This is a genomic window from Rugamonas fusca (assembly GCF_014042365.1).
Lineage (GTDB): Bacteria > Pseudomonadota > Gammaproteobacteria > Burkholderiales > Burkholderiaceae_D > Rugamonas > Rugamonas fusca.
Window position 1 is genome coordinate 89,174 of record NZ_JACEZS010000016.1, and the last position, 14,961, is coordinate 104,134.

Genomic DNA, 14,961 nt, shown 5'->3' on the forward strand with positions numbered 1-14,961 from the left:
TCCGTCCCCAATTTTCCGTCCCCGGTTTGGTTCTTGATTAATGCGGCAGCATGGCCGTCACCGCCATCAGCCGCTCGCGCAGCCATATGCTGGCCGGGTCGTTGTCGACGTTGGCGTGCCAGTACAGGTAGATGTCCAGCGACGGCATGGTCAGCGGGAAGGGCAGGATCTGGTTGTCGAACTGCTGGTTCACCACCTGCGCCAGCCGTTCCGGGATGGTCAGCGCCAGGTCCGTCTGGCTCACCACGCGGCAGGCCGAGAAGTAGTGCTGGCAGCGCAGACGTATCTTGCGCTGCAGCCCCATGCGGCTCAACTCGAAATCCTCCAGCCCCGGCCCGCGTCGGCGCGAGCTGGCCATGATGTGCTCCAGTTGCAAATAAGTGTCCATGTCCAGCATGCCGCCCTGCACCAGCGGATGCTCGCGCCGCACCAGCACCACCGTCTTGTCGCGCACCAGCCGGGAGTGGCGCACGTCCGGTGTCAGGGGCAGCAAAATGTCGATGGCCGCGTCCAGCGTGCCGGCCGCCAGTTCGCTCTCCAGTTCGCGCCGTCCCACCTGCAGCGCGTTCAAGCCCACCGACGGCGCGCTGTGCGCCAGCTCCGCCATCAGCGGCGGCAGCACGCTGGCCTCCAGCACGTCGCGCAGCGCCACCGAGAAGGTGCGCTCGCTGCTGGCCGGGTCGAAGCGCTCCACCCCGTTCAGCGTCACCTCGAAGCCGCGCAGCGCCTGCCGCACGGGATCGATGATGGTGCGCGCCAGCGGCGTGGGCACCATCACGTGGCCCTGGCGCTCGAACAGGGGATCGTCGAACAGCTGGCGCAGCCGGCCCAGCGCGTGGCTGATGGCGGGCTGGGTGAGGTTCATCTTCAGGCTGGCGCGCGTCAGGCTGCCTTCCGCATAGATGGCTTCGAACACGATGAACAGATTGAGGTCGACACGCGATATATGCATGATATTTATACAGGACGATTAATACTATTCATTTGATGAATTATAGGCGCGGCGGTAAGCTGTGTCTTCATCTGCAACGAACGAGTGAGCGAAATGGGAACTATTTATCTGGTGCGCCACGGCCAGGCGTCATTCGGCAGCGCCAATTACGACCAGCTGTCCGAATTGGGATTCGAGCAGGTGCGCTTGCTGGGCCAATGGTTCGCCAACACGCGCCAGGGCTTCCACCGCGTCGTCATGGGGGGCATGCAGCGCCACCGCCAGAGCGCCGACACCTGCCTGGCCGAGCTGCCCAAGGCCCTGCTGCACGACACGGAATGGCGCACCGACACGGACTTCGCGGAATTCGACCACCTCCAGGTGCTGCAACGCCACTGCCCCGAATTCGGCGACACGGAAGCGTTCAAGCGTTTGCTGGCCCAGTCGCCGCAGCCGCAACTGGCGTTCCGCAACCTGTTTGAACAAGCCATGCAGCGCTGGATGAGCGGCGCGCATGAAGACGATTACGTGGAAAGCTGGCCCCAGTTCCGCCAGCGCTGCGTGGCTGCGCTCGAGCGCGTGGCGGCCCAGGCCGACGCGGCCCAGGGCGCGGCCGGCGACAACGCGCCGTCGCAGGCCAGCATCGTGTTCACCTCGGGCGGCGTGATCGCGGCCCTGACCCAGCATCTGCTTGGCCTGCCTGACCAGCAGGTCGTCACGCTCAACTGGAGCCTGGCCAATGGCGCCGTCACGCGGCTGCGCCACACGCCGGGCCAGATCAGCCTGAGCTCCCTGAACAACTACGCCCATCTGGAATGGCTGGGCGAAGCTGGCGCCATCACCTACATCTAACCAGGAACCCAATCCCATGGACTTCGCATACAGCCCCAAAGTACAGCAGCTCCAGGCCCGCCTGACGGCCTTCATGGACGAACACGTGTATCCGGCCGAATCCCGCTACCACGCCGAGGTGGAAGCCAACCGCGCCGCCGGCAATGCGTGGATCCCCACCCGCGTGATCGAGGAGCTCAAGGAGCAGGCGCGCGCGGCCGGCCTGTGGAACCTGTTCTTGCCCGAGTCCGAGCTGGGCGCCGGCCTGACCAACCTGGAATACGCGCCCCTGTGCGAGATCATGGGCCGCGTGATCTGGTCGGCCGAAGTGTTCAACTGCTCCGCGCCCGACACGGGCAACATGGAGGTGCTGGCCCGCTACGGCACGCCGGCCCAGCAGGAGCAATGGCTCAAGCCCCTGCTCGATGGCCGCATCCGCTCCTGCTTCGCCATGACGGAACCGGCCGTGGCCTCGTCCGACGCCACCAACATCGAAAGCAGCATCGTGCGTGACGGCGACGACTACGTGATCAACGGCCGCAAGTGGTGGTCGTCCGGCGGTGGCGATCCGCGCTGCCAGGTGTTCATCTTCATGGGCAAGACCGATCCCCACAATCCGGACCGCCACAAGCAGCAATCGATGATCATCGTGCCGCGCGAGACGCCCGGCGTGACCTTCGTGCGCCAGCTGCCCGTGTTCGGCTTCGACGACGCGCCGCACGGCCACAGCGAGATCGTGTTCGAGAACGTGCGCGTGCCGGCCGCCAATCTGCTGCTGGGGGAGGGCCGCGGCTTCGAGATCGCCCAGGGCCGCCTGGGACCGGGCCGCATCCACCACTGCATGCGCTTGATCGGCCTGGCCGAACGGGCGCTGGAACACATGTGCCGCCGCAGCGTGAGCCGGGTCGCCTTCGGCAAGCCGCTGGCGCAGCAGGGCGTGACGCTGGAGCGCATCGCCGAGGCCCGCATCCTGATCGACCAGGCCCGCTTCCTGGTGCTCAACGCGGCGCACCTGATGGACACGGTCGGTAACAAGGTGGCGGCCAAGGAGATCGCCATGATCAAGGTGGCCGCGCCCAACATGGCCTGCCAGGTGATCGACTGGGCGATCCAGGTGCACGGCGGCGGCGGCATGGCCGATCCCTTCCTGGCGCCGGCCTACGCGGGCGCGCGCTCGCTGCGCCTGGCCGACGGCCCGGACGAGGTGCACCGGGCCCAGATCGGCAAGATGGAACTGAAGCGCTACCGCGAACCGACGCCGCGGTAAGGCCCAGCGGCGGCGCGGGCCAGGCGCCGCGCCGCGAGGCCGGCTGGGGGCCCGCGGATCCCCGCCAGCCGGAATTTTTTTCGTAAGTTACGGAAATGTCTATTGTTTGACGGAAAATCGAACGCACCTGTCAGTGACGGACATGACGGAATTGCTGCCTGGGCGTTGACGCGACTGGTGTATGCTTCCAGCATGATTTCATAACGATAGCCGCTAACGGCAAAACTGGGAGAACGACATGAACAAGTGGATGGTGGGAGTGCTGCTGGCTACGGCCTGGCAGCTGCCGGCGCTGGCGGTGGAGCGCAGCAACGCCGAGGACGCGGTGGCGCTGGTCAACAAGGCCATCGATTACCTGAAGAAGAACGGTCCCGAGAAGTCGATCGCCGAATTCAACACGCTCACCAGCCCGTTCAACTCGACCAGCGACATCAACAAGAAGGGCGACCTGTATCTGTTCATGTTCAACGCCAAGCAAGTGACGGCCGGTCAACTGGTACATGGCAAAAACCCCAAGATTGTGGGCAAGGACTTGTCCGAAATGCGCGACGCGGATGGCGTCTACCTGATCCGCGAAATCTTCAAGACCTGCAACAGCAAGGAAGGCAAGGGCTGGGTCAACTACAAGTGGCCCAACCCCGTCACCAACACGGTGGAAGCCAAGCAAAGCTATGTCGTCAAGGTGGACGACTTCTGCCTCGGCACCGGCATCTACAAGCCTTGATAACGGCGGGGTCAGGTCCGGCATCGTGCCATTTTGGCCGATTGCCGGAACTGACCCCCGCTGCTCCTGGTGGTTATGCGGCCGCCCGCCGCAGCCGCCATTCCTGCAGCAGCCGCCACGCGGCGGGAATCACGAACAGCGACAGCAGCGGCGCCGTCACCATGCCGCCCACCATGGGCGCGGCGATGCGCTGCATCACCTCCGAGCCGGCCCCACTGCCGGACATGATGGGCAGCAGGCCGGCCAGGATCACGGCCACCGTCATGGCTTTGGGCCGCACCCGCTGCACGGCGCCTTCCCGGATCGCCTCCAGTATCAGTTCGCGTGACAGCGGCCGCCCCTGCGCCAGCCGCGCGTCGAGCGCGTTGCGCAGGTAGATCAGCATCACCACCCCGAACTCGGCCGCCAGCCCGGCCAGCGCGATGAAGCCCACGGCCGTGGCGACCGACACGGCATGCCCCAGCGCCCACACGAACCAGAACCCGCCCACCAGCGCGAACGGCACGGTCAGCATCAGCAGGGCCGCCTCGCTCACGCGCCGGAACGCGAAGTACAGCAGCAGGAAGATCACCGCCAGCGTCAGCGGCACCACGGCGCGCAGCCTGGCCTCGGCCCGTTCCAGGTATTCGAACTGGCCGGACCAGCCGATGGCGTAACGTGCCGGCAGCGCCACCTCGCGCGCCACGCGCGCCTGCATGGTGCGCACGGCGCCGGCCAGGTCCACGCCGCGCACGTCCACATACACCCAGCCCGACAGGCGGGCGTTCTCGCTGCGGATCATGGGCGGGCCGTCGTTGAAGGCCAGCGTGGCCACGTCGCCCAGCAGGATCTGGGCGCCGCGCGGCGTGACCACGGGCAGCGCGCGCAGCGATTGCAGCGAGTCGCGGTAGTCCTGCGGATAGCGCACGTTGATGGGGAAGCGCTGGCGCCCGTCCACCACTTCGCCCACGTTCTCGCCGCCGATGGCCGTTGTCACGACGGACTGTACGTCCGCCACGGCCAGCCCATAGCGCGCGGCGCGGGCCCGGTCCACCGTCACGTCGATGTAGCGCCCGCCGCGCAGCCGTTCGGCCAGCGCCGACGTCACGCCCGGCACCTGCCTGACGGCCGCCTCGATCTCGGTGGCGATGGCGTCGATCCGGTTCAGGTCCGGCCCAGTGACCTTGATGCCCACCGGCGTCTTGATGCCCGTCGAGAGCATGTCGATGCGGTTGCGGATGGGCGGCACCCACACGTTCGACAGGCCGGGCACCTTGACCACGCGGTCCAGTTCCTCCACCAGCCTGGCCGGCGTCATGCCGGGCCGCCACTGGTCGCGTGGCTTGAACTGGATGGTGGTCTCGAACATCTCCATCGGCGCCGGGTCGGTGGCCGATTCGGCGCGGCCGGCCTTGCCGAACACGGTGGCCACTTCCGGCACGGTCTTGATCAGCCGGTCCGTCTGCTGCAGCAGTTCGCCGGCCTTGGCCGCCGACAGGCCGGGCAGGGCGGACGGCATGTACAGCAGGTCGCCCTCGTTCAGCGGCGGCAGGAACTCGCCGCCCAGGCGCGACAGGGGAATGGCCGTCAGCGCCAGCGCCGCCAGCGCCACGGCGATGGTGGCGCGCGGATGACTGAGGCTGGCGTCGAGCATCGGCCGGTACAGGCGCACCAGCAGGCGGTTGACGGGATTGGCCGCCTCGCTGGGGATGCGGCCCCGGATCAGATAGCCCATCAGCACCGGCACCAGCGTGATGGCCAGTCCGGCCGCCGCCGCCAGCGTGTAGGTCTTGGTGTAGGCCAGCGGCGCGAACAGCTTGCCTTCCTGCGCCTCCAGCCCGAACACGGGAATGAAGGACAGCGCCACGATCAGCAGCGAGAAGAACAGCGCCGGCCCCACCTCGATCGCCGCTTGCGTGATGAGCTCCCAGCGCCGGGCCGCGTTGATGGTCTCGCCCGGATGCGCGTGCTGCCACGCTTCCAGGTGCTTGTGGGCGTTCTCGATCAGCACCAGCGCCGCGTCAGTGGCCGCGCCCACGGCGATGGCGATGCCGCCCAGCGACATGATGTTGGCGTTCACGCCCTGGTAGCGCATCACGATGAACGCCGTCAGCACGCCCAGCGGCAGCGCGATGATGGCCACGGCGGCGCTGCGCAGGTGGAACAGGAACAGCGCGCACACGATGGCGACCACGATGAATTCCACCACCAGCTTGTCGCGCAGGTTGGCTACGGAAGCGGCGATCAGCTTCGAGCGGTCGTAGGTGGTCACCACTTCCACGCCAGCCGGCAGCGAGGCCTTGAGCGTCGCCAGTTTGGCCTTGACGGCGGTGATGGTATCGAGCGCGTTCTTCCCGGAGCGCATGACGACCACGCCGCCGGCCACTTCGCCTTCGCCGTTCAGTTCCGCGATCCCGCGCCGCATCTCCGGGCCCAGGCGCACGCTGGCCACGTCGCGCAGCAGCACGGGCGTGCCGCTGTCGCCGGCGTCGAGCACGATGTTGCGAAAGTCTTCCAGCGAGCGCAGGTAGCCGTGCGAGCGCACCATGTACTCCGTCTCGGCCAGCTCCAGCACCGAGCCGCCCGATTCCTGGTTCGCCTTGCTGATGGCGTCCAGCACCTTGGCCTGTGACATGCCGAAGGCGCGCAGGCGGTCCGGGTCCAGCACGATCTGGTACTGGCGCACCATGCCGCCGATGCTGGCCACTTCGGCCACGTTGGGCACCGTCTTGAGTTCGAACTTGAGGAACCAGTCGTTCAGGGCGCGCAGCTGGCCCAGGTCGTGATGGCCGCCGCGGTCCACCAGCGCGTATTCGTAGACCCAGCCTACGCCCGTACCGTCCGGCCCCAGCTCGGCGCGCACGCCAGCGGGCAGGCGGCTTTGCACCTGGTTGATGTACTCGGCCACGCGCGAACGGGCCCAGTACTGGTCGGTGGCGTCGTCGAACAGCACGTAGACGAAGGCGTCGCCGAAGAACGAGTAACCGCGCACGGTCCTGGCGCCGGGGACGGACAGCAGGGCCGTCGTCAGCGGATAGGTCACCTGGTCCTCCACCAGTTGCGGCGCCTGGCCCGGATACTGGGCCCGCACGATGACCTGCGTGTCCGACAGGTCGGGCAGGGCGTCCAGCGACGTCTGGCGCAGCGACACCAGGCCCCACGCAGCCAGCAGCGCGGCGGCCAGCAGCACCCACACGCGATGCGCGATGGCCTGCCGGATGACGCGGGCGATCATTGCACGCCTCCCTTGGCCGGCGCGCTGTCCCCGAACTTGGGCAAGATTGCACGCAGGTTCGCTTCCGAGTCGATCAGGAACTGGCCCGAGGCCACCACCTGCTGGCCCGCTTCCAGGCCGCTGATGATTTCCGTGTCGTCGCCATACTCGCGGCCGGGGGTGACGGCGACCGGACGGATGCCGTGCTGTTCGTCGGCCACCAGCACCACGGCATGCTTGCCGGAGGTGATGATGGCTTCCGTTGGCACCAGCAGCCGGTGCGCGGCGCTGGCGCCTTCCAGCCGCACCTGCATCAGCATGCCGGGAACGAGGGCGCCGTCACGGTTGTCCAGTTCCAGGCGCGCCTGCACGGTGCGGCTGGCCGGATTCACGGACGGCAGCAGTTCGCGCACGCGGCCCGTGTAGCTGCGCTGCGGCATGCCGGCGAACGAGGCGTGGACCGTCATGCCGGTGCTCACACCGGGTACCAGCGATTCGGGCACTTCCGCCAGCAGCCAGATTTTGTCAATGGCCGAAATCTTTGCGATCGTCATGCCGGGGCTGGCCATGGCGCTTTCGCGCGCGCCCAGTTCCGTGACGATGCCCGATACGGGCGCCGTCAGCGTGTAGCCCCGCTGCGCCTTGCCGCTGCGTTCCGCCTCGGCCACCAGCGCATCGGGAATGGACAGGACGCGCATGCGCTGGCGCGCGGCGTCGGCCAGCGCCTCGTTGCCGCTGCGGCGCAGCTCCAGGTATTCCTCCTGCGGCGCCAGCCATTCGGGCACGAACAGCGTGGCGATGGGCTGGCCACGGCGCACGGCCTGCATGGGCGCGCGCGCGTGCAGGTGTTCGATGTAGCCCGTCACGCGGCTTTGCACCACGGCCGTCGTGCTGTCGTTGAACTGGGTGGTGCCCACCAGGGATAAGGTGTCGCGCACCTCGGCGTGGCGCACGGTCGCGTAGCGTATGCCCAGGTTCTGGCGCAAGGCGGGGCTGATGCGCAGGCCGGCGCCATCGTCGTTACCTGCATCCCCGGTGGCGGCGGCGCCGGCACTTGTGCTTGCGCTGGCGTTTTCGTCCGCGAACACGGGAACCAGTTCCATGTCCATGAACGGGCTCTTGCCGGGTTTGTCGAAACGCTGGCCGGGGTTCATCGGATCGTGCCAGTACAGCACGCGGCGTCCGGTGGCCGGGTCGATCTTGTCGCCGCTGGAAGGGGCCGCCTTGGGCGCGGCGGTTTTTGGCGCCGGCGCCGGCGAGGCGTGCGCTCCCGCTGCGCCAGCGCGCGCGCCGAGCAGGTAGCCGCCGTAGGACAGGCCCGCCGCCGCCAGCGCCAGGATCAGGATGGTGGGTGTGGATGGCTTGTTCATTGTGCGTCCCCTGCGGCTTGCGCCATGTCGGTTGGGATGAGATCCAGTTCGAGCCGGGCCCAGGCCAGTGCGGCCTGCTTTTCCAGGTCGTTGCGCTGCAATTGCTTCTCCAGCAGCGTGCGGCGGGCCTTGAAGATGGCCGACAGCGAGCCGGCGCCGGAACGGTAGGCGGCTGTGGCCAGTTCGACCTGTTCACGCGCCAGCGGCAGCAGGTCCGCGTCGTATTGGGCGATGCGCTGCCGGGTGTTGTCCAGCTCCAGCGCCATGGTGTCGCGCTGGGCCCGCAGTTCGAGCAGGGCGTCGTCGCGCAGCAGGCGGGCCCGCGTGGCCATGGCCGATTTTTCGGCCACCTCGCGGTCTTGCCGCTGGCCGCGATTGACGGTAAGCGGGATGCTCACGCCGAACGAGAACATGTTGGCGTACTGGCTGCCGCGCTGGCTGAAGCCCGCCTCGAAGGTCCAGTCGGGACTGCGCTCGCGCACGGAAAGCGCCGCGTCGGCATCGGCCAGGGCCAGCGCGCGTTGGGCCGCGATGGCGGTGGGGTGGCGCCGTTCGAGCGCCGCTTCGGTCGTGGTGGCGCTGTGCGTGGACCATTGCGGCGCTGCGTCGGCGACGGCATCGGCCCGCACGCCGGTCCAGCGCGCGAGGGTGATGCGCGCCGCCTGCAGCGCCAGTTCCGCGCGGCGCGTATCGTCGCTGGCCTGGGCCTGTTCCAGTTGCGCTTGCAGCACGTCGGCCGCCGTGGCCTGGGCGCCGCGGTGGCTGGCGCGCACGGCGCGCAGGTCGGCGTCCGTCTCCTGTTCCAGTTGCCGCACCAGGCGCAGGCCGCGCTGGGCGTACAGCATCGACAGCCAGGCCTTGCCGGCCTCCGCGCGCACTTTGGCCACGGTGTCGAGCTGGGCGCCTTGCTCCGCTTCCACGGCGCGGCTGGCGCGCAACTGGCGCGCGGCCCGCTTGTCGGCCGAGACCCACTGCTGCTCGATGCCGAGCTTACGCATGGTCATGAAATCGGCCGTGGTGCTGAATTGATCGGGGCCGCTGAGCGGCACATTGTCGATGCCCAGCTTGAGCATCGGGTCGGGCAACTGGCCGGCCCGGGCGGCCGCCTCGGTACTGGCCTGCACGGAAGCTTGCGCGGCGCGGCTCGCGGCCGATGCCCGCGAGGCCAGGCGCAGCGCTTCATCGAGCGTCAGGTTGGCGGCCTGGCCGAAGGCGAGCGTCGAGGCGCAGCACAGCGCGGCGAGCAGCGCCAGTCGCAGCCCGCCATGGCGCGGACGATCCGCGTCGGCGAACGGTATGTAAAGTGTGGACATGAAAACCCCTTCTGGTGAAAGACGAGCGCCGGCCTGGCCTGGGGCCGGGCGGCGCGAACCGGAAGGGGAGGTGTCAGATTCTCAGGCGTTGGGTGCGCAGGTAGGGCGGGTCGGTGCCCGGCGGCGTCACCACGTCGGACCACGCTGGTGCCAGTTGCGGCGGCACGGCCGGGACGGCGGCGGGGATGATGTAGGCGATGGAAACGGGCGCCAGGTCGGGCGCGCTGCCCGCGTGGTCATGCGCCACCTTGGCGGCGGACTGGTACTCGGCGCACTGGATGGGCTTTTCCATGTCCATGCCGGCGCAAGGCATGCCGGCCATGGCGCGCGCCTGCGCCGGTTCCACCATCTGCTGCGGGCAGACGTACAAGGCCATGGCCATGCCCGAATTCATGATGGTCATGACGAGCAGGCACGCGATCAGTCGGAACAGGGATGGAAAAGAGCGGCGCATGCGGATAGTGTAGCGAAGAACGCTGAGCGCGGGCTTAAGAATGTTGCGCCGGATTGATGGCGCGCGCCATGGGCGGCAATATTTGTCGGGACCAGTGCGCCGCGTGCGGCCGGCGCCTTCTATAATTTTGAACGAAGCATCACTCTTTGGGAAAGCGAGCACACCATGAAACTGACCAGTACCAGCTTCGCCGACAACGGGCCTATCCCCGGCGAATTCGCGTTCGCCGTGATCGACCCTGTCAACCATGTCGCGCTGTCGAGCAACCGCAATCCCCAGCTGGCCTGGAGCGACGTGCCGGCCGGCACCCAGTCCTTCGTCCTGATCTGCCACGATCCGGACGTGCCCAGCCGGGGCGACGACGTGAACCAGGAAGGCCGCGAAGTCCCGGCGTCGCTGCCGCGGGTGGACTTCTTCCACTGGCTGCTGCTTGATATTCCGGCCTCCGTGCGCGAGATCGCCGCCGGCAGCCACAGCGAGGGTGTCACGCCGCGCGGCAAGTCCGGCCCGGCCGCCCCGCATGGCATGGCGCACGGCGTGAACGACTACACGGGCTGGTTCGCCGGCGATGGCGAGATGGGCGGCGACTACCATGGCTACGACGGCCCATGCCCGCCGTGGAACGACACGCTGCTGCACCATTACGTGTTCACGCTGTATGCGCTCGATATTCCCGTGTTGCCAAAGGCGCGGGTCATGGATGGCCAGGCCGTGCGCCGCGCGATCGCCGGCCATGTGCTGGCCGAGGCGCACATCACGGGGACTTATACCCTCAATCCGAAGTTGAGTTGAGGCCACTGGCCGCCGGCATGATCGTAAAGGGCTGGCCGTTACGAGGGATCGGCGGGTTCGCCCGCGAGGATCAAGGTTTCCTGGAACCCGTCGCCGTCGCGCAGCACGAACAGCGCGTTCATGCCGCGCTGCCTGGCCAGCGCCACGCCCTCGACGGGGCCCAGCACCATCAGCGCCGTGGCCCAGGCGTCGGCCAGCATGCAGGTTGACGCCAACACGGTGACGGCCGCCAGGCCGTTCGACAGCGGCCGCCCCAGTGCCGGGTTGATCGTGTGCCCGTAGCGCGTTCCCCCAACGTCCACCCAGTGGCGATAATCGCCGGAAGTGGCGATCGCCATGTCCTCCAGCTCCATCACACCGGCCACTTCGCGCGTGCCGTAGGTGGGCTTTTCGAGCGCCACGGCCCAGGGGGCGCCATCGGGCTTGGTGCCGCGGGCCCGCATTTCGCCGTCGATGCCAACCAGGTAGCGCTCCAAGCCCCAGCCATCGAGGCAATGGGCGAGCTTGTCCACGCCGTAACCCTTGGCGATGCCGCACAGGTCGAGCGCCACCGCCGTATGCTTGCGCACCCGCAGCCGCCCCAGGTCCACTTCCAGCGCCGTGGTGGCCGGCGTGAACGGGGTGGACGGCGGCGCCAGGCCGTCAGCAGGGGTTTGCCGCCGCGCGGGACCGAAACCCCAGCGCGCCACCAGTTCCCCGACACCCATCTCGAAGGCGCCGTCCGATTGCAGGCTGATGCGCAGGCCCGTCGCCAGCACTTGCGCCAGCTCCGCCGGCACGGTAATCCACGCATGCGCGGGCGCCGCGTTCAGGCGGCACAGGTCGGAGGCCGGGTTCCAGGTCGACATCTGGCGGTCGACCTGGTCCACGGCCGCGAACAGGCTGGCGCCGATGGCCGCGCGGTCCAGTCCCGGCGGCCCGTAGAAGATGGCCGTGTAGCGCGTGCCCATGGTCTGGCCATTCAGGCTGTAGCGCTCCAGTGGGGCCGGCGATGGCTCAGAAGACGTCTTCACGATACCTCCCATGTTCCTGCAATGTGCGCACGTCCAGCTTCAGCGGCGCCAGGATCTCGTCGATGGCCTGCCGGACGCTGGCGGCCATCGCGCGGCTGCCGCATACCAGCACCTGGCCGCCGCTGTCGATCAGGCGCCGCATGTGGTCGGCGTCCTCCAGCAGGCGGTTTTGCACGCGCACGCCATCCTTGACGCGGGAGAACGCCGTGTGCAGCTGGGTCAGGCGGCGGTCGGCCAGGTAGTTGCGCAGTTCCGGCTCGTACAGGAAATCGGATTCGGGATCGCGCCCGCCCCAGTACAGAAACATCGGATGGCGGCCGGTATTGTTGCGGATGAAGCCGGCCAGCGGCCCGATCCCGGTGCCGGCGCCGATCAGGATCACGGGCGCCTTGCCCGAGCTGGGGCGGAACTGGGGATTGGGCTGGATGAAGGCCTCGATGCGTTGGCCCGGACGCAAGCCATGCAGGTAGCCCGAACATACGCCGCCCGGCTGCTTGCGCACGCAGATTTCGAGCACGTCATGGCGTGCGTCGCTGGCCAGCGAGTAGAAGCGCGGTATCGGGCTGCCGGGCGGGATGATGCCGGCCAGGTCACCCGCTTCGAAATGGGGCAGGTGGCGCCGTGCAACCAGGCGCGCCAGCCAGCCCGCATCGGACGGCGGTGGCGCGGCGACAAAACGCAGCACCACCGTCGGCTCCTGTTCCTGCAGGCCGTAATCGTGGCGCTCCTGCAGTTGCAGCGCATGGGTGCGCGGATGCGCCGGCGTATGCGCGAGCGCGAGTTCATGGCCGAGCAGCTTGCCCACTTCAACGCCCCAGCGCGCGAAGTCCTGCGATGACTGGCGGTCGATCAGGGTCAGCGCCAGCGCGCGGCGCCAGCCATGGGCCGCCAGCGCGGCATCCACGTCATGGGCGAACTGGCAGAACTTGGGAAACTGGCGGTCGCCGAATCCCAGCACGACGAAGCTGGCGTCCGGGCCGGGCTGGACGCCTTCCAGATGGGCCAGGAATTGCCTGCCGCTGGCGGGTGCGTCGCCGTCGCCGTAAGTCGAGGTCAGGATGAACAACTGGCGCACGGCGCCGTAGCGGGCGGAGAAACGGTTCATGGCCGCCGTATGCACGCGCAGGCCGGCCTGGCGCAAACCTGCATGCAGTTCGCGCGCGAAGCCCCAGGTGCTGTTGTTCTCGCTGCCGACGAGGATCACGGCGTCGGCCGAGGCCAGCGCACTGTTACCGGGCAGGCGAGGCTTGGCGCGCTGGCGCTGCCACCAGACGATGGCGCCCGTCGCGGCCAGCCACGGCGCGCCCAGCGCGCACAGGCCAAGCAGCAGGCCCAGCCACCACAAGCCTTCGCCCGTATGCAGCTGGTAGATCAGGTCGTACACGTCGCGCACCGCGCTATGGGGACGGTAGCCGAGCAGCGCGCCGTTGACGGGATCGACATAGCCGTCGCCATGCACGGTACGCAAGGTGTAGACGGCGGGCTGGTTGCCGGGCACCGGCACCACCAGTTCGCGCAAGTCGCCCAGGTCGGTGGCCAGCAGGGCGGCCAGGTGCGCGGCCGGCAAGGGCGGGCCGCTGGCGGTGGTGGCGGGGAAATCGGGTTCCTCCTGCGCCCCGTCGGACACGAAGCTGAAGGTCGCGGCCGACATGTAGCTGCCCGTCAGTGCCGACAACAGCAGGCCGGCTACGGCCAGCCGCGCGACCTGGGCATGCCAGCGCTGGCTGCGGTTGCCGTGCAGCGGGCGCGCCAGCTGGCGCCAGCCGCCCACGCGCTTGACCAGCAACAGCAGGCCGGTGACGGACAACAGCAGCATGGCCAGCGCCGTGATGCCGGTCGCCGCGCTGCCGGCCGTGTCGAGGAACAGGGAACGGTGCAGCTCCTTGAACCAGCGCGCATACACGGGCGGCACATAGGCTGCGAGGCGCTGGCCGCTGGCCGGATCGACCAGGTCCGCGCCAGACTTCTCGCCCGCGCTGTAGTAGACGATGATGGCGCCCGATGGCGAGCGCTGGATCTGTTCCACGCCAGGGTAATGGCGCGTGACCCGGTCCGCCAGCTGGGCCACGCTGACGCCGGACGGCACGCTGGCGCCCAGGCGGTCGAGCGCGGGATCGACGGACAGCACGGCGCCCGTCAGGCCGATCAGCATCACCAGCAGTGCGCTGATCAGGCCGGGCAGCGCGTGCAGCTGGCGCAGCATACCGGATGCTTACATGTCGTAGGTGAAGGACTTGACGTAGCCGCGTCCACCCACCGGCTTGCCGGCGCCCTGTTTCGTCAGCGGCGCCCGTGCGTCGGCCGGATGATCGCGGCCATCCTCGACGGCGCTGTCGACGCGGATTTCATAGCCGGCGTCGATCAGGGCATCGGCCAGTTCCACCGTCACCTTGAGCGCCTTGCCGCTGCCGACGCTGGCGCCGCTCACGCCATCGAATTCGCGCGGATTCATGCCGCTGCCGCGGGCCCAGTCGCTCAGGTGCTTGTAATACTTGACCTTCTTGCCGGCCACCCACAGCGTCTTCTTGTACTTGCCGGCGGCGTCGGTGACATAGACGGCCAGGTAGGCGCCGTTGCCGCCATAGTTTTGCATCTGGGCCGTAAGCGTGACGGGGCGCGCCTGGGCCAGGCCGGGCAGCGCCAGGCTGCCGGCCAGGCAGGCGCAGGCGGTTGTGATTTTCATTTGATCTCTCCGTGGGAGTTGGGGCCGAGACGTTGCCGGCGAGGGCCGGGGGGCGCCAGGTCCGGCAGGTAGTCGGATGCATCGCCGGCGGGGTCGAATTCCACCGCCAGTGTGCGGATGCGCAGCGATGCGGGCGCGAACCTGGCCTTGATCTTGTTGCCCTTGCGGTCGATGGCCCGCAGTTCGTAGCAACCGTCGTCGATCTTGATGCGCTGCACCGTCCAGCCGCGCCGTTCGACTTCGCGCTGCAGTTGTTCGCGCGGCTGCCAGTCGGCGATGGGGTCGGAACAATAGACCTCGGCGGACGCGGCGCCGCTGACGGCCAGGGCGGCCAGCGCCATGCACTTGCGGAATGGAACCATCGTATGCTCCTCGCTAGACACCTTCCAT

13 protein-coding genes are annotated in these 14,961 nt (G+C 68.4%); 4 read left to right on the top strand and 9 right to left on the bottom strand.

All coding sequences use genetic code 11. The features are described from left to right. Positions 1 to 37: 37 nt before the first annotated feature. A complete protein-coding gene (locus H3H36_RS18230) occupies positions 38 to 952 on the bottom strand; it encodes a LysR family transcriptional regulator (protein WP_182219522.1) in 915 nt (304 codons plus the stop codon). Positions 953 to 1,045: 93 nt separating this feature from the next. Here H3H36_RS18230 and H3H36_RS18235 point away from each other — a divergent pair, with 93 nt between their 5' ends. The 3 genes from H3H36_RS18235 (at position 1,046) to H3H36_RS18245 (ending at position 3,753) form a co-directional block, all read left to right on the top strand. Next, positions 1,046 to 1,783, top strand: coding sequence for a histidine phosphatase family protein (locus tag H3H36_RS18235; protein WP_182219523.1), 738 nt, complete (start codon positions 1,046 to 1,048; stop codon positions 1,781 to 1,783). 16 nt (positions 1,784 to 1,799) lie between these two features. Continuing rightward, entirely contained in the window at positions 1,800 to 3,029 is a 1,230-nt protein-coding gene (locus H3H36_RS18240; protein WP_182219524.1) for an acyl-CoA dehydrogenase family protein, read from the top strand. Positions 3,030 to 3,267: 238 nt separating this feature from the next. Continuing rightward, positions 3,268 to 3,753 (top strand): cache domain-containing protein, encoded by a 486-nt coding sequence (locus H3H36_RS18245; RefSeq protein WP_182219525.1) that lies wholly within the window; start codon positions 3,268 to 3,270, stop codon positions 3,751 to 3,753. Between the two features lie 73 nt (positions 3,754 to 3,826). Here H3H36_RS18245 and H3H36_RS18250 read toward each other — a convergent pair whose 3' ends face one another. The 4 genes from H3H36_RS18250 to H3H36_RS18265 form a co-directional block, all read right to left on the bottom strand. After that, positions 3,827 to 6,967, bottom strand: coding sequence for an efflux RND transporter permease subunit (locus tag H3H36_RS18250; RefSeq protein ID WP_182219526.1), 3,141 nt, complete (start codon positions 6,965 to 6,967; stop codon positions 3,827 to 3,829). Next, positions 6,964 to 8,316, bottom strand: coding sequence for an efflux RND transporter periplasmic adaptor subunit (locus H3H36_RS18255; protein WP_182219527.1), 1,353 nt, complete (start codon positions 8,314 to 8,316; stop codon positions 6,964 to 6,966). The genes H3H36_RS18250 and H3H36_RS18255 overlap by 4 nt, the downstream gene beginning before the upstream one ends. After that, entirely contained in the window at positions 8,313 to 9,629 is a 1,317-nt protein-coding gene (locus H3H36_RS18260; RefSeq protein WP_182219528.1) for a TolC family protein, read from the bottom strand. The genes H3H36_RS18255 and H3H36_RS18260 overlap by 4 nt, the downstream gene beginning before the upstream one ends. A gap of 73 nt (positions 9,630 to 9,702) precedes the next feature. After that, positions 9,703 to 10,032, bottom strand: coding sequence for a hypothetical protein (locus H3H36_RS18265; RefSeq protein ID WP_229219971.1), 330 nt, complete (start codon positions 10,030 to 10,032; stop codon positions 9,703 to 9,705). Positions 10,033 to 10,248: 216 nt separating this feature from the next. On the opposite strand from H3H36_RS18265, the gene H3H36_RS18270 reads away from it, so the two are divergent. After that, positions 10,249 to 10,875 (top strand): YbhB/YbcL family Raf kinase inhibitor-like protein, encoded by a 627-nt coding sequence (locus tag H3H36_RS18270; RefSeq protein ID WP_182219530.1) that lies wholly within the window; start codon positions 10,249 to 10,251, stop codon positions 10,873 to 10,875. 38 nt (positions 10,876 to 10,913) lie between these two features. On the opposite strand, the gene H3H36_RS18275 is transcribed toward H3H36_RS18270, so the two are convergent. The 4 genes from H3H36_RS18275 to H3H36_RS18290 are packed head-to-tail and all read right to left on the bottom strand — an operon-like array spanning position 10,914 to position 14,933. Further along, complete coding sequence (locus H3H36_RS18275) at positions 10,914 to 11,891, bottom strand: FAD:protein FMN transferase (RefSeq protein WP_311196657.1); 978 nt, start codon at positions 11,889 to 11,891, stop codon at positions 10,914 to 10,916. Further along, complete coding sequence (locus H3H36_RS18280; RefSeq protein ID WP_182219531.1) at positions 11,872 to 14,091, bottom strand: PepSY domain-containing protein; 2,220 nt, start codon at positions 14,089 to 14,091, stop codon at positions 11,872 to 11,874. Before H3H36_RS18280 ends, H3H36_RS18275 begins: the two co-directional genes overlap by 20 nt. Positions 14,092 to 14,100: 9 nt before the next feature. Continuing rightward, positions 14,101 to 14,571, bottom strand: a complete 471-nt coding sequence (locus H3H36_RS18285) for a DUF2271 domain-containing protein (protein WP_182219532.1) — start codon at positions 14,569 to 14,571, stop codon at positions 14,101 to 14,103. After that, positions 14,568 to 14,933: a PepSY domain-containing protein gene (locus H3H36_RS18290; RefSeq protein ID WP_182219533.1), complete on the bottom strand. Its 366-nt coding sequence runs from the start codon at positions 14,931 to 14,933 to the stop codon at positions 14,568 to 14,570. The genes H3H36_RS18285 and H3H36_RS18290 overlap by 4 nt, the downstream gene beginning before the upstream one ends. Between the last annotated feature and the right edge of the window lie 28 nt (positions 14,934 to 14,961).